Origin of the sequence: Nonomuraea angiospora, assembly GCF_014873145.1 — a bacterium.
GTDB classification, from domain to species: domain Bacteria; phylum Actinomycetota; class Actinomycetes; order Streptosporangiales; family Streptosporangiaceae; genus Nonomuraea; species Nonomuraea angiospora.
On record NZ_JADBEK010000001.1, the window covers coordinates 11,757,322 to 11,779,253 of the forward strand.

General features: G+C 71.4%; 18 protein-coding genes. 7 read left to right on the forward strand and 11 right to left on the reverse strand.

Annotation, left to right across the window (positions count from 1 at the left end; translation table 11 throughout):
* Positions 1–12: 12 nt before the first annotated feature.
* Entirely contained in the window at positions 13–276 is a 264-nt protein-coding gene (locus tag H4W80_RS53950; RefSeq protein ID WP_192792158.1) for a YciI family protein, read from the forward strand.
* 42 nt (positions 277–318) lie between these two features.
* On the opposite strand, the gene H4W80_RS53955 is transcribed toward H4W80_RS53950, so the two are convergent.
* Positions 319–2,694 (reverse strand): VIT domain-containing protein, encoded by a 2,376-nt coding sequence (locus H4W80_RS53955; protein ID WP_192792159.1) that lies wholly within the window; start codon positions 2,692–2,694, stop codon positions 319–321.
* A complete protein-coding gene (locus tag H4W80_RS62135; protein ID WP_225964188.1) occupies positions 2,691–4,028 on the reverse strand; it encodes a MerR family transcriptional regulator in 1,338 nt (445 codons plus the stop codon). The genes H4W80_RS53955 and H4W80_RS62135 overlap by 4 nt, the downstream gene beginning before the upstream one ends.
* Positions 4,029–4,136: 108 nt before the next feature.
* Here H4W80_RS62135 and H4W80_RS53965 point away from each other — a divergent pair, with 108 nt between their 5' ends.
* Positions 4,137–4,604, forward strand: a complete 468-nt coding sequence (locus H4W80_RS53965; RefSeq protein ID WP_192792160.1) for a Dps family protein — start codon at positions 4,137–4,139, stop codon at positions 4,602–4,604.
* A gap of 335 nt (positions 4,605–4,939) precedes the next feature.
* Positions 4,940–5,962 carry an alkaline phosphatase PhoX gene (locus H4W80_RS53970; RefSeq protein WP_192792161.1) on the forward strand — a complete coding sequence of 341 codons (1,023 nt, stop codon included), beginning with the start codon at positions 4,940–4,942 and terminating at the stop codon, positions 5,960–5,962.
* A 198-nt stretch (positions 5,963–6,160) separates the two neighbouring features.
* Here H4W80_RS53970 and H4W80_RS53975 read toward each other — a convergent pair whose 3' ends face one another.
* A complete protein-coding gene (locus H4W80_RS53975) occupies positions 6,161–6,754 on the reverse strand; it encodes a TetR/AcrR family transcriptional regulator (RefSeq protein WP_192792162.1) in 594 nt (197 codons plus the stop codon).
* A 96-nt stretch (positions 6,755–6,850) separates the two neighbouring features.
* Here H4W80_RS53975 and H4W80_RS53980 point away from each other — a divergent pair, with 96 nt between their 5' ends.
* Positions 6,851–9,034 carry an MMPL family transporter gene (locus H4W80_RS53980; protein ID WP_192792163.1) on the forward strand — a complete coding sequence of 728 codons (2,184 nt, stop codon included), beginning with the start codon at positions 6,851–6,853 and terminating at the stop codon, positions 9,032–9,034.
* On the opposite strand, the gene H4W80_RS53985 is transcribed toward H4W80_RS53980, so the two are convergent.
* Positions 9,003–9,914, reverse strand: a complete 912-nt coding sequence (locus tag H4W80_RS53985) for a bifunctional helix-turn-helix transcriptional regulator/GNAT family N-acetyltransferase (protein ID WP_192792164.1) — start codon at positions 9,912–9,914, stop codon at positions 9,003–9,005. The genes H4W80_RS53980 and H4W80_RS53985 overlap by 32 nt on opposite strands.
* 31 nt (positions 9,915–9,945) lie before the next feature.
* Here H4W80_RS53985 and H4W80_RS53990 point away from each other — a divergent pair, with 31 nt between their 5' ends.
* Complete coding sequence (locus H4W80_RS53990; protein WP_192792165.1) at positions 9,946–10,860, forward strand: lactonase family protein; 915 nt, start codon at positions 9,946–9,948, stop codon at positions 10,858–10,860.
* Between the two features lie 52 nt (positions 10,861–10,912).
* Entirely contained in the window at positions 10,913–12,280 is a 1,368-nt protein-coding gene (locus H4W80_RS53995) for a N,N-dimethylformamidase beta subunit family domain-containing protein (protein WP_192792166.1), read from the forward strand.
* 36 nt (positions 12,281–12,316) lie between these two features.
* On the opposite strand, the gene H4W80_RS54000 is transcribed toward H4W80_RS53995, so the two are convergent.
* Positions 12,317–13,042: an ATP-dependent Clp protease ATP-binding subunit gene (locus H4W80_RS54000; RefSeq protein ID WP_192792167.1), complete on the reverse strand. Its 726-nt coding sequence runs from the start codon at positions 13,040–13,042 to the stop codon at positions 12,317–12,319.
* 132 nt (positions 13,043–13,174) lie between these two features.
* Here H4W80_RS54000 and H4W80_RS54005 point away from each other — a divergent pair, with 132 nt between their 5' ends.
* A complete protein-coding gene (locus H4W80_RS54005; protein WP_318787507.1) occupies positions 13,175–13,537 on the forward strand; it encodes a hypothetical protein in 363 nt (120 codons plus the stop codon).
* Here H4W80_RS54005 and H4W80_RS54010 read toward each other — a convergent pair.
* The 6 genes from H4W80_RS54010 to H4W80_RS54035 all read right to left on the reverse strand — a co-directional run bounded on the left by H4W80_RS54010 (position 13,534) and on the right by H4W80_RS54035 (position 21,829).
* Positions 13,534–15,150: a TniQ family protein gene (locus H4W80_RS54010; protein WP_192792168.1), complete on the reverse strand. Its 1,617-nt coding sequence runs from the start codon at positions 15,148–15,150 to the stop codon at positions 13,534–13,536. The genes H4W80_RS54005 and H4W80_RS54010 overlap by 4 nt on opposite strands.
* 13 nt (positions 15,151–15,163) lie before the next feature.
* Positions 15,164–16,441 carry an ATP-binding protein gene (locus H4W80_RS54015; RefSeq protein ID WP_225964190.1) on the reverse strand — a complete coding sequence of 426 codons (1,278 nt, stop codon included), beginning with the start codon at positions 16,439–16,441 and terminating at the stop codon, positions 15,164–15,166.
* Positions 16,422–18,614, reverse strand: coding sequence for a transposase (locus tag H4W80_RS54020; protein WP_225964191.1), 2,193 nt, complete (start codon positions 18,612–18,614; stop codon positions 16,422–16,424). The genes H4W80_RS54015 and H4W80_RS54020 overlap by 20 nt, the downstream gene beginning before the upstream one ends.
* A 50-nt stretch (positions 18,615–18,664) precedes the next feature.
* Entirely contained in the window at positions 18,665–19,315 is a 651-nt protein-coding gene (locus H4W80_RS54025) for a TnsA-like heteromeric transposase endonuclease subunit (protein WP_264086038.1), read from the reverse strand.
* 304 nt (positions 19,316–19,619) lie between these two features.
* Positions 19,620–20,009, reverse strand: a complete 390-nt coding sequence (locus tag H4W80_RS54030; RefSeq protein WP_192792170.1) for a hypothetical protein — start codon at positions 20,007–20,009, stop codon at positions 19,620–19,622.
* 344 nt (positions 20,010–20,353) lie between these two features.
* Positions 20,354–21,829 (reverse strand): FGGY family carbohydrate kinase, encoded by a 1,476-nt coding sequence (locus tag H4W80_RS54035; RefSeq protein ID WP_192792171.1) that lies wholly within the window; start codon positions 21,827–21,829, stop codon positions 20,354–20,356.
* Positions 21,830–21,932 lie beyond the last annotated feature (103 nt).

Genomic DNA, 21,932 nt, shown 5'->3' on the forward strand with positions numbered 1-21,932 from the left:
TAGCGTGCGGCCATGGCGAGATACGTACTCCACCTGGCCTTCGACGGCGACCCCCGCCGCCTCGCGGCGCGCCCCGCGCACCGGGAGCACCTGCGGCGGCTCAAGGACCAGGGGCGGCTGGTGACCGCCGGGCCCTGGGCGGACGATTCGGGGGCGCTGCACGTGTACGAGGTGGCCGACGAGGCCGAGTTGCGCGACATCCTCCGGGAGGATCCGTACACGGCGGTGAACGGCTACGAGATCGTCCTCATGAAGCAGTGGACCCCGATCCTGTGACCCCGTTCTCCGGGGGCCCGGCCGGGCCCCCGGAGAGAGGTACTAGGAGCGCTTCCAGAACGGGCCGCGCCGAGGGCCGCTCGACCCGCCTGAGCCGGAGCCACCCGGGCCGGACCCGCCTGGACCCGAACCGCCTGGGCCGGAGCCGCCCACGAGGGCGGTGAGGACCTCCACCGCCCGGTCGTGCAGGGCCTGGGCGTCGGCGCCCGGTCGCTCGGCGGACTCCAGCTCGCGGGCCAGCGTCTCCAGCTCCGCGTTGCCCCCGAGGTAGGCCGCCAGCGCCGCCAGCCGCGAGCCCAGGTCCGCCAGGTAGAGCAGGTCGGCCATGGGCAGCGCCTTCAGCCGGTCGAGCTCGGCCACCAGTTGCGGCCTGACCGAGTCCAGCGGGTGGGCGGGACGCGGCGCGGACTTCGGCGCCCCGCCGGGCCTGCGCGGCGCGAAGGGAGCGGGCATCGGCTGCCCGGCGAACCCTCCTCCGCCCCCCGCCGGCCCGCCGGTCAGGAAGTCCGGTGCCGCGTCGGCGGCACCCAGACCGGGGTCCGGCATCCGCATCCGCGGGGCGGCCGGCGGGGCGGCCATCACCGCCGCCTGTGCCACGAAGCCCATCATCGGCGGGCTCTGCGGCAGCTCCCACCCGCTCGGCGGCTCGACCGGCTGGATGACCCGGTGCTCCGGCCCTCCGTCGGCGACCTGCCTGGTGTCGACCGCCACGTACGCGGTGAAGCGGCACAGCACGCCGTACTCCAGCGATGTCCGCACGATCCTCGGCTCCAGGTCGTGCTCGCCCATGGCGTAGCGGTCCTCCAGCTCGCGCAGGTGCGCGCGGGCCCACACCGCCTGGATGGCCGGATTGTCCACCGTCACGCCCGTGACCTGCTCCTCCCACGGCCCTCCGGCCGCCAGGCCGCGCACGGTCAGCGAGGAGCCTTCCCGGTAGCGCCCGTACACGCGCAGCGGCACGCCCGGGAAGATCGACCCGAGATGGGTGACGGTGTCCGGCTCGAGGTCGAGCCCCTTGAGGGAGAGGTCGGTCACCAGGGGAGCGCCGATCCTGCGGTGGATCTGCTCCATGGCCGCGTCCAGCCGGTCCTCCGACTCGACCAGCTCGCACCGGCCCGCGCCGAGCCCGGCCAGGCGGCCGAGGAAGCCGGCGTTCACGGCGCGGTCGATGCCGACCGTGTGCACGCGCATCGCCGACAGGGCGCCGCCCGCCTGCTCCAGGATCTGGTCCTCGTTGCCCACCTGGCCGTCGGTGACCAGGACGACGACCCGCTCGCGTTCGTTCCGGCCGTCCAGCAGGGCGACGGCCCGACGCAGCGGCTCCAGCAGCTCGGTGCCGCCGCGGGCGTCCACCCGCGCGAGGTGCTCGACGGCGCGGTAGCGGTTGCGGTCGGACGCCTCCACCAGCCCCTCGAACGCCTCCTCCACCACCGAGTCGAACGTCAGCACCGCGAACCTGTCCTGGGCCGTCAGCGTGTCGACGATGCGGGCGGCGGCCCTCCTCGCGGCGACCATCTTCCAGCCGCCCATGCTGCCGGAACGGTCGAGCACCAGCACCAGGTCGCGCGGCGGGCGCGCGGACTGGAGCGGCGGCGGCACGACGGTGAGCGCGAACGTCCCCCCGCTGTCGAGCTGCAGGGACGTGGACGCGTCGAACGACAGGCGCAGGATGAAGTCGCGGTCGAGCCGCTCGCCGGGGCGCAGGCGTACCGTGTGGCCGTCCTCCTCCACCACGTGCAGGCTGGAGGCCAGCTCGCGCAGCTCCAGCCCGGCCGCGTCCACGGTCGCGCTCAGCGACAGGCGCACCGGGTCGGGGAAGCCGGGCAGCAGGACGGGCGGGCTGATCCTGGACGCGTCCGGCACCGCGTCGGTGTCCGGCGCGACGCCGTCGCCCGCGGACGGGCCGTCGACGGGGCTGCCCGGGATGTAGCGCGGGGCCACGACCAGCGGGAAGCGGAACGTGGCCGCGCCGTCCTCGTACGGCAGGGGCTGGCTCATGCTCAGCCGGACCGAGACGCGCTCGCCGGGCAGGATGTTGCCCACCCGGATCGTGAACACGTCGGGCCGGTCCTCCTCGGCGATCGCCGCCCGCCTGCCCTCGCGCAACGCCTGGTCGTAGTCGGCCCGGGCCTGGGCGCGCTCCTTCAGCACCCCCTCGATCACCCGGTCGTCGGCCTCCATCCGGAACCCGGTGACGGCCGCCCGGTCGGGCAGCGGGAAGACGTACGTGGCCTCCAGGGTGACGTCGAACGGATTCCTGAACCCCTGCGTCACCTCGACCCCGGCGATGAGGCCGGAGATGCCGACGTTCACGTCCACGCTCTCGAGCGGCAGGTTGCCGCGCTCGGTCCGCAGCGCGCCGAACCCGGCGTCCGGCACCGGCAGGCACCGTGCGGGCTCCAGCGAAGTGATCTTCATATCAGCTCCCTTTCTTCGAGCACCGCGAGCAACGGCCCTGCCGCCGTCAGCACCGCCTGAACGTCCTCCTCGGACGGGACCCGGCCCGTGTCCAGCACCAGCCGCACCCCGTCCCCCAACCTGACCCCTACGACAACCGCCCCACCCGGGCCCCCCGACCCGCCCTCGTTCGCCACGTCGGGCTCGGTCGCCACGTGCGGCTCGGCGGCCACGTCCGGCTTGGTCGAACGCGCCCTACCTGGCGCACCGGGCGCGCGGGGCCTGCTGAGGGGCCCGTCGTCCGGCTCGGCCCGCTGACGGCCCGCCTCCGGAGCCCGCACGCTGCCTTTCCCCGGTCGCTCAGCCCAGAACCGCCCCCGCACCGACCCTCGATCGCCCTCCCGAGCGCCGCCCTCCCGAGCGCCGCCCTCCCGAGCGCCGCCCTCCCGAGCGCCGCCCTCCCGAGCGCCGCCCTCCCGAGCGCCGCCCTCCCGAGCGCCGCCCTCCCGAGCGCCGCCCTCCCGAGCGCCGCCCTCCCGAGCGCCGCCCTCCCGAGCGCCGCCCTGCCGATCGCGCGCGGCTTCGGCCGTGCCCGGCACCTCATCACCCCGATCATCCCGGGCGCGCACATCGCCACCGGCTGGTGCACCCTCACCGGCTCGTGCATGGTCACCAGCTCGTGAGCCTTCACCGGCCCCCGCCGACCTGCGCTCGGCCCTGTCCTGGTCGGCCCTGTCGTCCTGGTGGGCCGTGGCCTGGTGGGCCCTGTCGCGGTGGGCCCTGTCCTGCTCGGTTGCGCCGTGCTCAGGCGCCCTGCGCCCAGCCGCGCCACTGCCCCTGCGGGCGTCGGCTGCCGGGTGTGCGCCGTCGGGTGCCTCGCGTGCGTCAGCGCCCCTCCGGCCGCGCATGGCACCGGTCATGGGGGGAGTGGCCGCATGCGTCTGGGGCGGGCCCGGCGTTCCGGAGGTCGCATCCGGCATCCACGGCGCTCCGGACGCCGTCCCCGGCGCCGCGTCCGAGGCCGCCCCGGACGCCGGGGCCAGGCCCGCGGCGGTCTCCAGCATGCGGTCTGTGGCGCCCGCCAGGGCCGTCTGGATCTGGGCGATCGAGTGCCCGGCGGCCTGCAGCCGTTTCACGGCCACGAGTTGCAGCAGGTGCCGCCGGCCGTACTGGGCGATGCGGCCGCGCCTGGTCAGCGGCGGGTCCACCAGCCCGATCGTCGTATACCACCTGATCAGCCGCTCGCCGGGCACATCGCGGACCCGGCCGTTGACGCCCGGTGCGCCGTCCGAGCTCGCGCGCAGCGCCAGCGCCGCGCGCTCGGCCAGTTCGCCGATGGTCCAGCTGTCGCTCATACCTCCACAATGACACTGTCATTATTACACTGTCAATGACGCGGAAGAATGACCGCCGCCATGTCGTTCTAAATAGGGAAAAGTCCGATCGACGGGGAGGAACAGGACATGGCCACGATCACCGGCCCGCTCTCGGGAGATGCCAGGGACACCGTCGCGGAGGCCCTGCAGGGGGCTCTGGTTGATCTCATCGACCTCTCGCTGGTCGCCAAGCAGGCGCACTGGAACCTCATCGGCCCGCACTTCCGCCCGATCCACCTCCAGCTCGACGAGCTCACCGAGCTCGCCAGGACCCACATGGACACCATCGCCGAACGCGCCGTCGCCCTCGGGATCAACCCGGACGGACGTTCCACCACGGTCGCCAGGTCCACGAAGCTCCAGCAGCCGGAGTCCGGCTGGATCGAGGACGGCAAGGTCGTGGCGACGATCACCGGCCTGCTGGACGGTGTCAGCAAGCGGATGCACGAGCGCGTAAGGGTCACCGACGAGCCCGACCCGGTCACTCAGGACCTGCTCATCGCGGTGGCGCAGGAGATCGACAAGCAGCACTGGATGTTCCAGGCCCAGGCCTGACCCGCCAGAAAGCCCGGGAGCCCGCACGGGAGCCCGGGCTTTGGCATGCCGACAGGGCGTGCCAATGTGCCCCGCCAACATGCCCCGCCGGTGTGCCGCGCCGGTGTGCCCCGCCAATGTGCCGCGCCACCGGTGTGCCCCGCCGCGCCGCCGGTATGCCCCGCTGGCATGCCTCGCCGGCAGGGCCGTAACCCCTGGTCGGTGGTTCGCCGACGTGAGTTGGCCGGATGATCGTGCGGTGGGAGTCCGGGGTTTGCGCAGAGTTTGATGTCGCGAGTCCCTGCCATTCATGTCGGTGCGGTCGACTAGCGTGGCACCTAGAGGGAGGCCCCACGATGTCCCACAAGACTCTCCTCCGCACGGGCCCGCTCTTGCGGGGCGGCATCAGCCCGTACGGACCGCTCGGCCTACCGGGCGCCGACGGCCTCGCGCTGCCCTCGGGCTTCACCGGCAGGGTGGTGGCCCGCTCGGGCCACAAGGTCGCCGGGCTGACCTGGCACGCGGCCCCCGACGGCGGCGCCTGCTTCCCCGACGGCGACGGCTGGATCTACGTGTCCAACTCCGAGCTGCCCCTGCTCGGCGGCGCGTCGGCGCTGCGCTTCCGCGCCGACGGCACCGTCGGCGACGCCTACCGCATCCTGTCCGGCACCGACCTCAACTGCGCCGGCGGCGCCACGCCGTGGCACACCTGGCTGTCGTGCGAGCTCGGCCACCGCGGCCGCGTCTTCGAGTGCGACCCGTACGGCGCCCGCGCCGCCCGCCCCCGCCTGGCCATGGGCCGCTTCAAGCACGAGGCCGCCGCCTGCGACCCCGAGCGGCGCGTCGTCTACATGACCGAGGACGAGCCCGACGGCTGCTTCTACCGGTTCCGGCCGAGCGACTGGGGCGACCTGACCGAGGGCACGCTGGAGGTGCTGTGCTCCTCGGGCCACTGGCAGGCGGTGCCCTCGCCGGCGGCGCTGCGCACGGAGGCCCGCCACCAGGTCGAGGACGCCCGCCACTTCGACGGCGGCGACGGCTGCCACTACGCGGGCGGGGTGTGCTACTTCACGACCAAGGGCGACACGGGCCTGTGGGCCTACGACGCGCAGACCTCCGCGCTCGAGCGGCTGTGCGAGGGCGTGCGCGCCATCACCGCCGCCCCCTCCGGCGACCTGTACGTGGCCAGGGAGACGACGGAGGTCGACGTCATCACCCCCGACCGCGCGGTCACGCCGTTCCTCAGGCTGGAGGGGCACGCCGGGACTGAGCTGACCGGGCTGGCGTTCTCGCCGGAGGGCGAGCGGCTCTACTTCTCGGCCCGGCGCGGCCGCACCGAGGGCCACACCTTCGAGGTGTCGGGCCCCTTCCGCGGCTGAGCGCGAGGCGCGGCCCCGCGAGCGGTGAGCGTCGCCCGGCAGTGCGGGGTGCGGGTCCCGCGAGCGGTGAGCGTCGCCCGGCAGCGCGCGGTGCGGACCCCGTGGGCGGTGAGCGTCGCCCGGCAGCGCGGGGTGCGGGTCCTGCGGGCGGTGAGCGTCGCCCGGCGGCGCGGCGTGGAGCGCCGCGTGGGCCCGTGCTCAGCTCAGATAGCGGACCAGGGCGAGCTTCAGCTCCGCCACCAGCTCCGCGCCGCGTTCCGGCGTCGCCGTGGTGACCAGCGGCATCACCGCCTTCACCATGGCCACCGCCATCGTCCCCATGAGCGCGGCGCGCTCCTCCGCCAGGCCGGGGGAGCGGCGGCGGAGCATGGCCGCGACCTGCCGGGCGATGTCGTCGTGCAGTCGCTGCGAGGCCGAGGCCAGCTGGTCGCCCGTCGCCGACCCGTACAGCAGCGACCAGTACGCCGGTGACGCGCTCTTGAACCTGACGCTCTCGTCCACGACCTGCCCCACCAGCGCCTCCAGCGGCACCTCCGGGGTGACGGCGGCCAGCCGGGCGGCCCAGAACTCCTGCCGGTCGTCGGTGTAGCGGGCCACGAGCCCGTCGAGGATCTCCTCCTTGTTGCGGAAGAACTGGTAGAGCGACCCAGGTGACATCCCCGCCCGCGTGGCGACGTGGTTCGTCGTCATGTCCGGGTATCCGACCTCGGCGATCACCGACTCGGCGGCGTCGAGGATCTCCGCCATGCGCTTCAGGCCACGCGCCTGCCGGCGGACCGTGCGTTCAGGCATGGGTCTCCTCGTTGACAAATGCGAGCATTTACTTGTATTTCTGATCCGGAGAGCAAACACGAGTAGTTTACCGAGTTTTGATGCGGGGGGCCTCACATGGCGCTGAACACCCGGCTACGGCCGGTCAACGAGGAGACGGCCGGGCCGCCGCTGCGCAGGCTGGGCTTCCTTCTCTTCCGGCGGCGACGGGCCGTGCTCGCTCTGGCCCTGGTCGTGCTCGCCGTCGCCGCGGCGCTGGCGGCCGGGGCGGTGCCGCGGCTGTCGCTGGCCAGGTTCGAGGCGCCGGGGTCGGAGTCGGACCGGGCGCAGGCCGAGCTGGTGCGGCGGTTCGGGACGGGCAGCCCCGACATGATCTTCCTGGTGACCGCGAAGGCCGGCACCGTGGACGACCCCGCGGTCGAGGCCGAGGGCCGGGCGCTGACCACGCGGATCGGCGGGCGCGAGGGAGTCGCCGAGTCCGCGTCGTACTGGACCCGAGGCAGGCCCGCCACCATGCGCAGCGAGGACGGCAGGCACGCGCTGATCGTGGTGCGCATCCCCGGGGACGCCGACCACGTGCGCGGGCAGGTGCTGCCCCGGCTCGTGCCCGAGATCACCGAGGGCACCGGCCTGCTCCAGGTGCGGGCCGGGGGAGGGGAGGAGGTCTTCAGGGAGACCGTGCCGCTGTCCAGGCAGGACTTCCTGCGGGCCGAACTGGTCATCTTCCCGCTGGCGTTCGTGCTGCTCTGGCTCTACCAGCGGCGGGCCATGGCGGCCCTGGTGCCGATCCTGGCCGGGGTGTTCGCGATGGTGATCGGTCTGGCGCTGCTGCGCGCGCCCCTGGCCTTCACCGGGATCTCCACGTTCGCCCTGAACCTGACCCTCGCGATGGGGCTCGGGCTCGGCATCGACTACTGCCTGTTCGTCATCCAGCGCTTCCGCGAGGAGACGCGGCGCGGCGCGGACCGGGCGGGCGCGGTGGCCGGGGCCGTGGAGCACGCGGGGCGGACGGTGCTGTTCAGCGGGCTCACCGTGGCCTCGTCCCTCGCCGTGCTGTTCGCGCTGCCGTTCGACTTCCTGAGATCCTTCGCGTACGCGGGCATCGCCGTCGTCGCCGGCGGCCTCTTCGCGGCGGTGATCGTGCTGCCCGCCGTGCTGGCCTCGATCGGGACCACGGTGCTCCCCAAGCGGGTCAGGCCGGAGCGGGAGGCGGGGTTCTGGCACGCGCTGGCGGTCCGGGTGATGCGGCGGCCGCTGGTGTTCGGCGGGCTGGCCACGGCGGTGCTGCTGCTGCTCGCCTCGCCGTTCCTGGGGCTGCGGTTCGGCGTGGCCGACGACCGCATCCTGCCCCCGGAGGCGTCGTCCCGGCAGACGCAGGAGATCATCCGCCAGTCCTTCCCGGCGGAGGAGACCGACGCCATCCAGATAATCCCCAAAAATCCGACGTCGGGCGATATTTCGCAGTATGCGGCGGCGTTGTCCCGGCTCCCCGGCGTCGCCCAGGTCGACTCCGCCGCCGGCTCGTTCGCGGACGGCGCCCGGGTGGGCGACGGCGCTCCCGAGAGGTTCCGCCGCGGCTCGATCTGGGACACCTGGCTGTCCGTGGTCCCGTCCGCCGAGGCGCTGGCCGGCGACCCCGTGCGGCTGGTGCAGTCCGTACGCGCCGTCGAGCCGCCCTTCGAGGTCCTCGTCGGCGGCTACCCGGCCGAGCTGGCCGACTACCGCGCCTCCGTCGTCGACCGGCTCCCCCTGGTGCTGGCCCTCATGCTCGGCGTCACGTTCCTGGTCCTGTTCGGGATGACCAGGAGCCTGATCATCCCGCTCAAGGCGTCCCTGCTGAACCTCCTCAGCATGGGCGTCATGTTCGGCGCCGTCGTCTGGGTCTTCCAGGACGGCAACCTCTCCGGCCTCCTGGGCTTCACCCCGACGGGCACGCTCGACCCCAGCATCCCGATCCTGATGCTCTGCGTCGCCTACGGCCTGTCGATGGACTACGAGGTCTTCCTGCTCTCCCGCATCAAGGAGGAGCACGACCGGACCGGCGACACCGAGCAGGCCGTGGCCACCGGCCTGCAGCGGGGCGCGCCGCTGATCACGGCCGCCGGCGGGATCCTGGCGCTCACGTTCGCCGCCTACGCCACGGCGCAGGTGATGTTCGTGCAGATGCTGGGCGTCGGCATGGCCGTGGCCGTGCTGGTCGACGCGACCGTGATCAGGGCGGTGCTGGTGCCGAGCCTGATGCGCCTGGCGGGCCCGCTCAACTGGTGGCCTAGAGGTCGCGTGCCCACATCTGGTCGGTGACCTCGACCCCGTTCTCCACGCTCTTCTCCTCCGACTCCAGCTCGAACCCGGCCCCCTGGTAGATCCGCCGCGCGCTCACCAGGCAGTCGCGGGTCCACAGCGTGATCCGCTTGTACCCCTCGGCCCGCGCGTGCCGCAGGCACTCCTCCACGAGCCGCCGCCCGAGCCCCAGCCCTCTGGCGGACGGCTCCACCAGCAGCATCCGCAGCTTGGCCGTCGTCTCGTCCTGCCGTACGCAGAACACGCAGCCGGCCCGCTCCCCGCCGACCTCGGCGATCCACCCGGCGTCCCGGGAGAAGTCCAGGTTGCCGACGATCCTGGCGACGAGCTGCTCGAACTCCGTGCCCCAGCCGTACTCGCGGCTGTAGAGGTCGCCGTGCCGGTAGACGACCCAGCCCAGGTCGCCGGCGCGCGGCGGCCTGATCACGTACGGCTGCCCGGCGCCCCCGTCGCCCAGCAGCTCCCTGATCGTGGCCATGCCGGCCACCAGCCGCCCCTGGCTCTCGTCCGGCAGCCCGGACAGCAGCCGCTCGATCTCCTCGGCCGAGCGCCGGTCGAGGTCCCCGAACGTCCGCTCGCCCGTGGAGGTGAGCCGTACGAGCTGCTTGCGGGCGTCCGAGGAGGACCGCTCGCGCGAGATCAGCCCGTCGGTCTCGAAGCGCGCCAGGATCCGGCTGAGGTAGCCGGCGTCCAGGTCGAGCAGGGAGCGCAGCGCCCCGGTCTCCATCGGCGCGGCGTGCGCCAGCTCGAACAGCACCCTCACCTCGGTCAGCGAGTACGGCGAGTCGAGCATGCCCGCCTGCAGCACGCCGATCACTTTCGTATAGAACCGGTTGAAGGCCCTGACCTCAGAGACCCTTGCCTCTGTCAACGAACTCATTGCTACAGTCAACCATGAGAGGATCCCGGTTGTGAAGCGCGTCTACATAGGCGGATACGGCCCCGGCATCGTCACGGTCGGCGGCGGGCTCACCAGAGTGGCCTCGCCGTCGTTCCTGGCCGCCCATCCCACCCTGCCGGTGCTGTACGCGGCGGGCGAGCTCGAACGCGGCTGGCTCACCGCGTTCCGGGTGGGCGAGACCCTCGACGTGCTGGACGAACGGCCGAGCGAAGGCTCCTTGCCCTGCCATATCGCCGTGGACCCCACCGGCAGCGTGCTCGCGGCGGCCAACTACGGCGACGGCGTCGCCGTCGTCTACCGCCTCGACGATCGCGGCGCGTTCGAGGGCGAGCCGATCGTGCTGCGCCACCAGGGCTCGGGCCCGGACCCGGAGCGCCAGGAGGGCCCCCATGCCCACGAGGCCGTCTTCCACGACGGGATCCTGCACGTCTCCGACCTCGGCACCGACGAGATCCGCCGCTACCGCTACGACGGCACCGCGCTGGAGCCGATCAGGCTCGAGCCCGGCACGGGCCCGCGCCACTTCGCCTTCTCCGGATCGCGCCTCTACGTGGCGGGCGAGCTGGCCGGCACCGTCACCCTCATCGAGGACGGGCGGCACACGGTCGTCCCCGCCTCGCGCGCGGAGGACAAGGAGGGGGGCAAGAACGCCCCCTCCCACCTCCAGCTCGCCGACGACCTCGTGTACGTCGCCAACCGCGGCCCCAACACCGTCACCGTGCTGCGCGCCGCCGACCTGTCGCACGTGGCGGAGGTGCCGGCGGGCGGCGAGTGGCCCAGGCACTTCGCCGTCGACGGGACCACCATGTACGTGGCCGACCAGCACTCGGACACCGTGGCCGCCTTCCGGCTGAAGGACGGCGTGCCCGAGCCCACGGGGGAGGTGCACGAGGTCGAGAGCCCGGCCTGTGTGCTGATCATGTAAGGAGTTCGCCAAATCACGGCTCACCGGGTCGTTCGGTCATGACCATGGACGGGTGCGAAAGATCCTCGTCATGCTGTCGTCGCTGGTCGTCGTCGCCGGGTGCGGCGGCTCGCCCCCGGCTCCCACCCCGGACGCGGTCCAGCGCCCCGACCGGGCCGGGACGCCTCCGCCCGTGGCGGAGGTGCAGGAGTCGTGGCACATCACCCGGCGCGGCGCGGAGCACGAGATCGAGGGCTACGCCGACCGGGTGAGCGTCCTGCCCGGCGAGCGCTTCGGGCTGCGGGTCTCGACGACCGCTCCGCGCTTCTCGGCGCGCGCCTTCCGCATGGGCGCGAACCCGGTCAAGGTGTGGGAGTCGCCCGCCGTCCGCGGCGTACGGCAGGCGCCGATGCGGCTCGTGGACGGCACGGTGAGCGCGGCCCACTGGCGGCCCTCGCTCACCGTGGACACCGCGGGCTGGCCCGAGGGCGCGTACCTGATCAGGCTCGACGCCTCGACCGGCGCCCAGCGGTACGTCCCGATCACCGTGCGCTCGGCCTCCACCGCCGGCCGGGTGGTGATGGTGAACGCGGTCACCACCTGGCAGGCGTACAACCGGTGGGGCGGTCGCAGCCTCTACACGGGCCCGGGCGGGTTCGCCGACCGCTCCCGCGCCGTGACCTTCGACCGCCCGTACGACGACGTCGGGGCCCGGCTCTTCCTGGACTTCGAGAAGGACGCGCTGGCCGTGGCCGAGCAGAGCCACGTGCCGCTGGCGTACCTGACGAACCTGGACCTCAAGCCCGGCGTGCTCGACGGCGCCCGCGCGGTGGTGTCGCTGGGACACGACGAGTACTGGTCGCCCGGCATGCGCGCGGTCGTCACCACGGCCAGGGACGCCGGCACGAACCTGGCCTTCCTCGGTGCCAACGCCGTCTACTGGCGGATCGCGATGCACGGCAGGACGCTCGCCTGCGACAAGGAGCGGCTGTGCCGGCTGTGGCGCGACTCCAAGCCGGAGAGCACGCTGGTGGGGCAGATGTACGACTGCTTCCCGGCGGAGGGCGCCTACCAGGTGACGCGGCCGCACCACTGGATCTTCGCCGGGACCAAGGGGAGGCGCTTCCCGGGGATGGTCGGCGTGGAGTCCGACAAGGTGTCGCGGGGGTCGCCGGGGAACGTCCAGGTGCTGGCGGAGTCGCCGTACTCCTGCGGCGGCGGGCGGGCGACGCACTCCGACAGCACCTATTACGTGGCGCCCAGCGGGGCGGGGGTGTTCGCGTCGGGGACGATGCGCTGGGTGTGCGCGTTGCGGGGGGAGCGGTGCGGGCACGGCGTCTCCGACCGCGCCGCCGCCTTCACCCGCCGCGCCACCACCAACCTCCTGACCCGCTTCGCCCAGGGCCCGGCCGGCGCCCATCAACACGCCCCGTCGAACTGAAGCGCCGCTCCGAGCCGAGGCGCCCTGGGGCCCTGATCAGGCCATGGTGTCCCGCAGGAACTCGCCGAGCGTCCGGACGATCTCGCGCTCGGCGGGCTCCTTCGTCACGCCCAGCTCGCCCAGCGCCCGGGCCACCGGATCGTCGTCCAGCGACAGCACGCCCAGCAGCAGGTGCTCGGTCCCGACGAACGGGTGGCCCAGCCGCAGCGCCTCCCGCAGCGTCAGCTCCAGCGCCTTCTTGCTCTGCGCCGCGAACGCCACGGCCTCGGCCGTGGGCTCCCCGCCCGGCCCGAGCGCCGCCCTGGCGGCCTCCCCGACCGCCTCCGGCGAGGCCCCGAGCGTCACCATGGCCTTGGCGGCCAGCCCGTCCGGCTCGCTCAGCAGCCCCAGCACCAGGTGCCCCACCTCGATGTGGCCGTGCCCACCGTCCTGCGCCTCCTTCTGCGCCCGTACGACGACGCGGCGGGCCCGATCGGTGTAGCGGGCGTAGGCCCGCAGGTCCCCGGCCGGGGAGCCGCCGTCCTTGGGCACGAACCGCTTCTGCACGGCCTGCTTGCTGACCCCCATGCTGTGCCCGATGTCGGTCCAGGACGCCCCGGACCGCCTGGCCTGGTCCACGAAGTGCCCGATCAGGTGGTCGGCCACCTCGCCGATGTGCTCACCCAGGGTCACGGCGTCGGCCAGCTCTTCCAGCGGGTCGCCGTCCGGGTGGCGGCTCTTGATCGCGTTGATGAGGTCATCGAGACGAACGATTCTGTCCATGCGTCAACCGTAGGTTGACGATCCACCTCCGTCAACCCTAGGTTGACGGCTGAGACTCCCAGAGATAGTTGTCACATCCCAGCCATACTTGTCACCAAGATCAGGTTGGCGGTGGCGTCGGGAGGCGAATCGGTGACGACGGACGTGGCGGCAATGACAGAACGCGAGTACTTCGCCTTCGTGGCCAAGCGGTTGGGCATGTTCGTGGCGGGGTCGAGATTCGCTGGGGTGGAAGGGTTTCTGGACGGCTATGATCAGCACGCGCTGCGGCATGGAGGTCCTGGCCTGCGTGGCTGGCGGGAGTGGCTGGTAGCTCGGCGAGGCCAGGACTGCAACCACGGCTGGCATGGCCAAGTGCGTCATATCGCTCTCCCTGATGGGTGGGAGCGGTGGGATCTGTCCCGCGAAGAGGAAGCCAAGGTTATCGAGGTCCTCTTCACGCTGCTGGATGAGTTTCTCGCTGAACGGGAACTGTCGACGGCGCCTGGTAACTAGACCATCCGGCGATAGCTTCGGGTGACAAAGAGCTGCTGGCGGGCATATTGCTGGTGGATGCCCTGGGTGGACATGCCGACGGCTGCGGCGAGCTCGGCCCAGCTCACCGGCTTGGGCAGGTTCCGTGCGATGGTGAGCGCTTCGTACTCGTCCCTGTCCAGCTCACGGAGGATGCGTTTCGTGCGTTCCATGGTGAGCTTCACGAGCGCGATCGCGATATCCGGTGTGGGGCTCGGGTCGGCGCGGGCGGCGGCCAGGGCGTCTTCCAGGGGAAGGAGTTCACCGCGTTCGTGCCAGGCCAGCGCTGCGGGGCCCGTGGCGTAGCGGTCCGTGAGCAGTTCCAGGCCGGTCAGCGGGGAGGTGGCCGATCGGGCGCGTGGAGGAGGTGGTGGTGGGTGCATGTTGCCTCGCATCGGAGTGCGTCGGAAGACCTCGGCGAGCGTGCTGGAGCGCCGTGAACTGGTGCGGATGGCGTTGGCCGTCCGCGGGTCGTGCTTGGCGCGGCCGATCAGCTCTTGGAAGGTGTCCCGGGCGCTGTCGGGGGACGGTTTGCCGAGCAGTTTGTGCGTGATGCAGAGCAGCGCGGCGCAGGCCAGGGCATCGGTCGGCGGGGCGGCCCAGGGAGAGCGGAAACCTCGCCTGGCCGCTGCCGACGAGGCGTCCGACTGTCGGAGGCGCAGCTCCACTTCGGTGTCGATCGCTGCGGCGAGCGTGCGGGAGGGACAGAGCCGCCGCGTCGCCGGCCAGGACAGCAGGATTAGGCCGGCGGTGAGGGCGGTGTCGGTGAGGTATTGCAGGGGGTCGACGGCCCGGCCCAGCACGGTGGGTGGTTCTGTCGTCGGCTGCCCGGGTTCGATGTGCTGCAGAAGCCGGGTCTGCAGCTTGAGCAGGCGGCGCAGGTCAGCGACTTCCAAGGGCGGCGTTGCCAGGTCGGTCAGTGTCGCCGCGCAGGCCGGCGTGCGTGGCCGGAGCGAGTAAGGGACCTTCTGCGGGACGGTTGCGACGGTGGCGCGGCATCGCAGGGGGTGCAGGCTCGGGTCGGTGGCCCGGCCGACCGCGCAGGGCGGGGACTGCGCGCTGGTGGTGTGTCCGCAGACGCGGCAACGGGCGACGAGGACCGTCATGTGCTCTGGGCAGATGAAGACCACCGGCAGGTGCCACTGCTTGCGCCAAGAGCCGCCGAACTCCGTCTGGACGGGACTTCCGTCGCCGGCCAGGCATTGCGGGCACCAGCGGCTGGCAGCGGTGAAGACCCACGGGGTCTCGAAGGCAGCGCGGCGGAGATCGTCAGAGGCACCCTTGCCGCGGTCGGGGAGCCGGAGAGCAGAGAAGGACCTCATCTGCAGGTTCTCTGCTTCTTGCCTGGTCAGACGGGTGCTTTCGGCGAAGACGCCGAGAGCGGAAGCATCGTCGAAGAAGGCGAGCCGGCGGCTGGGGATCTGATGCGGAAGGTGAGCTGGGAGGCCGAGCCGCCTGACGGCCGGCATGAGCCCGGTCAGAACGGTGAGTTGTGCGGGGGAGATCTCCAGCCGGTAGGACAGCCGCAGGACATAGCCGCGCAGCGATTCGTCGGGCAGCGGGTCCAGGCTTCGGGGGAGGGGGAGAACGTCCATGTTGTCCACTGTCTTAGCTCGCTGAGGAACTGCTGGCCGGCCCACGGTCGTCGAAGACCGTGTTGCGGCCGCGCTTGTATGCCGGTGCAGGCCGGGGCGGCTGGGGGACCTCGGGGATCTCTCCGGCTTGCGGGTCGCGTCCGGGGACGTCCCGCAGGTCGATGTGAATGTCGTCGAGGAGGCTGACGGTGAGCTTCTCGGTGCCGTTGTCGATCGCGGCGGCGCATCCGTCCTCGATGAGCCGTTCCAGGAGGCCGACGACTCCCTGGGTGCGGCGGAACAGGTATTCCGGCATGTCGCCGGTGGTCAGCATGCCGGGCTCGGCGTGGAACAGGCGCAGGCAGTCTTCGAGGCCGGCCAGGTGGCTGGTCCAGGCGGCGATCCTGGCCGGGCTGTCGTAGCGGAACGGGTCGAGGTCGATCAGGTCGAAGCGCCGGTCGGTCTGCGTCCCCGCCTCGTCGTTGAAGTAGCTCTTGCCGTCTTTCCGGGGCAGGAAGCGCCATTGGCCGGAGGCCGCGTCGTAGTGCCCGCCGGTCAGCAGCCCGGATTGCCGGATGCCGACACCCACCAGGACGAGTGTGACGTTCATGCTCATCAGCCCGCGCATCAGGTCCAGCGCGTCCTGATCGGCCTCGCGGTGCATCTTCAACCGGGTCACATCGTCCAGGATCAGGACGCGCGTGCCGTGATCGCGAAGTGACGCGCGGACCAGCCGGCAGAGCTGGGGCAGGGTCGCGCCCCGAGCGATCGGAGCGCCGAAGAAGTCGAGGATGGCCTCGCAGACGCTCTTGGGCTTGGCCGTCACCGGCGTCTGCACGTAGGCGACGGGCGCGTGCAGATCACGGGTCCCCGCGACGGCATCAGGGTTGAGCTCCTGATGCAGATCGCGCAGGAAGTCCTCGAAGGCGGCCGCGCAATCGCAGACCGTCTCCGTCTTGCCCTGGAACCCGCCGCCGGAGACCATCAGGCCGGACTGCGTGCTCGCCTTGGTCTTCAACGCGTTGTTCTGCATCCGAAAGCGCATCAGCCGGTCAACGGCCGCGCTCATCGGCGTCTCCAGCAGCGGCAGATTGACGTGCGTGGCAGTGCGGTGCAAGTCATGCAGCGCCTTGCGGCGCGGGCTCAACCGGCGATAGTCGGCCAGCGTCAGCCGCGGCGCTGGCTGAAACGACGCCCGGGTGAGCCGATAACGCTGCCAGCCCGCGAGGGTCTCGCGGTCCGGCGGCTGCGTCACCGGGAGCACGAACGGGCTGACCGGCTGACCGGCAGGCTCAGGCTGGATCATGCTCATCGCCCTCCGGATCCTCCGTCTCGTCGGCGGCGGGAAGCAGGAACAGATTGCCCCGCCGGTAGCTGTCTCCCAGGCGGCCGGGCAGGTTCGGCTTCTCGGCTGTTGTGGCCTCCCGTCGACGCCGCCGTTCGGCATCGACCGCCTGAACTGCCTGAACGGGACGCGGTGCGGCGGGCAGGGCCGTCACAGTGTTCTCCGTCGGCCGCTCTTGACCAGCGGCGGCCGGGGGCCGGTCCGCGGCTGCGGCCTGTCCTTGCAAGGCTTCGCGCGCGTGCTCGGCCCGCTTCTTCTTCGGCATCTGCGTCGGCCAGGAGGCCACCGGGATGAGGCCGCCGATGAGTTCCAGCAGCACCGGCAGCAACTCGGCGTCGGACCGGGGGGCCAGCCCTGCCCGTTTGGCCTCCCGCAGCAGCTCGGTGACCCGGGCGTCGCCGAAGCAGGGCACCTCCCCCTCCGGTGGCAGCCCGGTCCACCGCAGCGTGTGCCACTCCTCGGTGCGTGGATCTTGGAAGAAGGTGTAGCGCCGATCGCGAGGATCACGGCGGATCACCCAGCCGCGCTTGTGCCGGCCGCCCCTGGCAGAGGGCTGGTTGCGGAAGTCGTCCAGGGCTGGATCGTCATAGAACAGGCCGCGGACCTTCACCCCGCGCCCCGGGTCGATGCGCCGGACGTAAGTGATGGGCAGCAGCTCGAAGAACAACTCCGGGGCGGGGATCTGCATCGCGAACCCGCCCTGGCCCATGGCCACCGCCATCAGGCTGTTGGGGCTGTGCTCCTCGCCCGGCCCCCACGCGGGGGCGTGACCGCCGAGTTTGCGGTTCTGCCAGACCTTCACGATCCAGGTGGCGATCTCGTGTTCCATCTGCTCGATGGTCAGCACCGCGTCCCCTTCGGGATCGGATCCGCGGTCGGCGACGTCGACGCCGGTGTAACCGAGCAGCCGCTCGAACAGCAGCGACCGGAACGCGCCGAAGGCCCGCTCGATGGCCTGCTTGTCCGTCGGCCGCAGCACCCTCGACGGCAGGATGTTCGTCCCGATCACACGCTGGACCTCCACCAAGTGGTGGTTGCGATAGACCGACCCGTGATCAGTGGTCACCGTCTCCGGCGTGAAGAACGGCAGCGCGGCCACCTTGTGCCCGGCGAACTCCGCCACCACCGTGGCCGGCAACCCCGGATAGGGCCACTCCAGCTCCTCGCCCCAATCCTCCCGCAGCGGCAGAGGCATCATCATGTCGCGCAGCAACATCGCGACATCGATCGAGGAGTCGGAGACCAGCGTCAGCCGGAACGCCACCGCCGAATGCGTGTAGGCGTCCAGACCCGTGGTCAGATGCACCGACACCGGTTCGCCGAACACGCCGTCCAGCACCTTCACCGGCAAGATCGTGGTGTCCAGGACCACCACCTGCCCCGGCCGGTGCACGACCACGTGCTGCCCGGATGCCTTGAGTGAGGAGGCGGCATAGCGCTGACGCGCCCCGCCGGGCCCAAACAGCTCCTTCCAGACCAGCCGCAGCGTCTCCCGGGCGGGCACCGGAATCTGCGGGCCGTGCTTCTCCAGGACCAGCTGGCGCAGCAGCACCTCGCGCGAGGCCATGCTCATCCGCGAGCGCCGCAGCGACTCCTGCCGAACCTCATAGATCGCTTCCAAGACCAGATCGCTGACGCTGGGATGACCGCCTCCCGGCCGCAGCCACCGGCCGTCCGCGCAACCCAGCGCGCCCAGACGCCGCTTGCGGACCTCCCACCTGATCAACGTCCGGTAGCCGACCTTGTGCAAGGCCAGCAGCCGGGCGTGCTCACGATCGAGCGCGCGCAGCTCGGCGACCTTCGCGTGGCGCCGCTGGGTGAGCGTGGTGGCCGCCGGATCGTAGGCCGGCTTCGGCTCACCCGGGCCGGGGCGGGTGGGATCGCCGCCGCGAAACCCGGTTTCGACCTCGAGCAGGTGCGCCATCCGCAAGGCGACCAGGTCCTGCTGATGAGGTGTCAGATCGTCGAGCACGGCCGGCTGACGGCTGCCCTGGGCCGGCGATCCCACCGCCTCAGGTTCGGGCCCGAAGCCGGCGTGCGTGAGCAGATACCGGATGTTCGTGCGCTCCCGCAGCCCGTTCTCGCTCATCAGCACGACCCGACTGTGCTGAGGTTCGAGCTGGTCGACCACCCAGCGCATGCCGTGCATCTCCACGTCGGAGCCGACCGCAAGGTTCAGTAATCCCGCACTCATCGCCCGGCCTCCTCGGCGGGGTAAACGATCGAGTCGTCGGTAAGCGGGCAGACCAGGTCAACACCTGCCCGCCGCCACCACAACAGGTGCAGTAGCTGAGCGCGAGCGACAGCCGAAGCGACCGTGCCGGCCACCAGCGTGCCGAACGAGCAGGGCCCAGACCGCAGCCTGTCCAGCAGAAGCGGCCGCAGCTTCAACGGATCAGACGACGACCGGCGCTGGGAGGAAATACCGTCCAGCGTCGTCATCACCTGCTGCCGCCAGCCGGCCACCACCAGATACCGCCATCCACAGGCCAACGCGACCTCCGCCGTGGCGGCGAACTTGACCCGGTCGTCCGGACCGATCCGGCCCTGGGGACGCACATCGATCAGCCACGTCCCCGACCTCGTGACCGCCAGGACATCCGGGGCATGCTTCGCAGGGCCCTCTGGCGTGGCGAAGTGCAACCAGAACGGCTGACACAACAGCGTGGTGATCCCGCCCAGGAAGTCCAGCGCCAGCAGGAGCTTGGCCTCCTCTAGACTCTCGAACCCCACCTGCAGGCCCGTACTGACCATGTAGGCCAGCCCGGGCCGGTGTCGTTGCCCTGTCCGCCAGGTGAACCGGCGCGCCGGCTCGGCCCGGCGCACCTCGAACGAGGTCATGTCACGGACGGGGCAGACCACCTCTGTGCTGTTGACCTGCCACGACGTCGTCCATCTCCGAGACCAGTCCGGGCTCATGCTCCAGCCCAGCTCGGCCCAGGACACCGCCCCGGGATCTCCGATGATCAGGTCCAGGAGATCACAGCAATGCGAGAGAACCTCGCGTGTGTCACACCGTCCCAGCGGCACCATCGCACCACGGTAGGAATCGCGTTATGTGCAGCTCTATATACGCAGAGCAACACTTCTGTGTCCTAGATGATCAATTCCAAGGGGTGCCTGCCGAGGGTGTGGGGGTGGGCGGTCAGGCGTCGGGGTCGACTTCGGGGTGCGTAAACCGCACGGGCTTGCCCAGCGACCGGGCGTAGGCGATTTCGGCTCGGGTGCTGTCTCCGATGTAGTCGCCGACTACGAACACCTCATCAGCGAGCCGGATCTTCGCGAGGTGCAGATCGTCGAGTCGAACCTTCAGCGCCTCGGCCTCGACAGGATCGGACCAAAGTTCGTGCGGCGACTTCATGTCGCAACCCGGCTTGACGACAATCTTCCCGGCTTTGGTCTCCCGCAGATCGGCCTCGGTCATCTCGGTCATGAAGCGGGTGGAGCCGCAGATCACGACGATACGCGGGAGGCTCAGCTGCTTCTTCGCGTCGGCGAGTTTCTCCTCGGGGGTGAGCTGTTGCGGGTATGACACTGGTTCCTCCTGGTGATGTGGTCCAAGGGGTGCCTGCGGAGACGAACGCGCTGACCGCCGCGATCTGGCACAACGACGCCACCGGACCAACCGTCCTACGCTCACTGATCGCCTACGATCACTGACCTCTTGGAATAGATCATCTAGCGCGATGCTCAAGGTGACAACTACCGCAAGCAGCTTGGCGCAGGTGACGGATACCCCCGGGAAGAAGTGACAGATACCTCTGGGCAAGGGGGTGCCGGAGGGCTGTACGCGATGGATACTCAGTGACAGTTATCGCTGGCAGTCACAACGGCGAGTGGGTCGACGGCTCCGCCGCGAGCCCGGCGGCACCCGTGGTCCTAGCGCCGGGAGCCAGACGCTTCCCGGGAGGTCAGCTCGACGGCGGCCCGCCAGCGCTCGTAGGCGGCGTCGTCCCGCGGGCCGGGCTCGAAGCGGCGTTCGAGCTGCCACGTGTGGCGCAGCTCGGTCCGCGAGCCCCACACGCCCGCTCCCAGCCCGGCCAGGAAGGCGGCGCCGAGGGCGGTGGTCTCCTGGATCACCGGGCGCTCCACCGCCGCCCCGAGCTGGTCGGCCTGGAGCTGCATGAGCAGGTCGTTCGAGCTGGCCCCGCCGTCGGCCTTGAGCACCGGTACGGCGCCCCCGGTCATCACCTCCACCACGTCCCGCACCTCGAACGCGATCGCCTCCAGCGTGGCCCTGACCAGGTGTGCCCGCGTCGTGCCCCGCGTGATGCCGGTGATCAGCCCGCGCGCGCCGGGGTCCCAGTGCGGCGCCCCGAGCCCCGTCAGAGCCGGGACGAACACCACGCCCCCGCTGTCGGGCACCGTGCGCGCCACGGCCTCGGACTCCGGCGCCGTGCCGATCAGCCCCAGCCCGTCGCGCAGCCACTGCACGGCGGCCCCGGTCACGAAGATCGACCCCTCCAGCGCGAACGTGCGCTCGCCCGCCGGCGTCTGCCAGGCCACGGTGGTCAGCAGCCCCTTGTCGGAACGGACGATCTCCCCGCCGAGGTTGGCCAGCACGAACGAGCCCGTGCCGTAGGTGCACTTGACGTCCCCCACGTCGAAGCACGTCTGCCCGAACAGCGCCGCCTGCTGGTCGCCGGCCACCCCGCTGATCGGCAGCTCCAGCCCGAGGAAGGCGGCCGGCTCCGTGAGCCCCAGCGGCCCGTAGTTGGGCACGATCTCGGGCAGGGCCTCCATGGGCACCCCGAACAGCTCGCACAGCTCCGGCTCCCAGCCGCCGGAGGCGAGGCCGTACAGGAGGGTGCGCGAGGCGTTGGACGGGTCGGTCACGTGCCGCGCGCCCGCCGTGAGCCTGGCGATGAGGTAGGAGTCGACCGTCCCGACGGCGATGTTCCCGGACCGGATGCCCGCCCACGTGCTCTCGTCGTGCTCGGCGAGCCACGTCAGCTTCGTCGCGGTGAAGTACGGGTCGAGCCGCAGCCCGGTCAGCTCCGACACGCGCGGCTCGTGGCCCGCCTCGCGCAGCCGGTCGCAGATCCCGGCCGTGCGCCGGTCCTGCCACACGATGGCCCGGCACGGCGCCGCCAGTGTGTGCCGGTCCCACAGCACGGCGGTCTCGCGCTGGTTGGTGATGCCGACGCAGGACGGGGAGACGGAGGCTCCGCTCAGCGCGGTGCCGCACGCGGAGAGCGTGGCCTGCCAGATGTCTTCGGGATTGTGCTCCACCCATCCGGGGGAAGGAAAGTGCTGTGCGAACTCCTCGTAGCCCTTGGACTCGATTTGTCCGTTTTCTGTGACTACGAGAGCAGTCACGCCCGTCGTCCCGGCGTCAATGGCCAACACACTCACGAAATATCCCCGCAATCTGGGCAGGCTGGCGTTTGGTCTAGACCACTGCCCGCGACGACGGGCAGAATGCGAGTCTGACATCAAGGTGACCCCCATCGGGAGG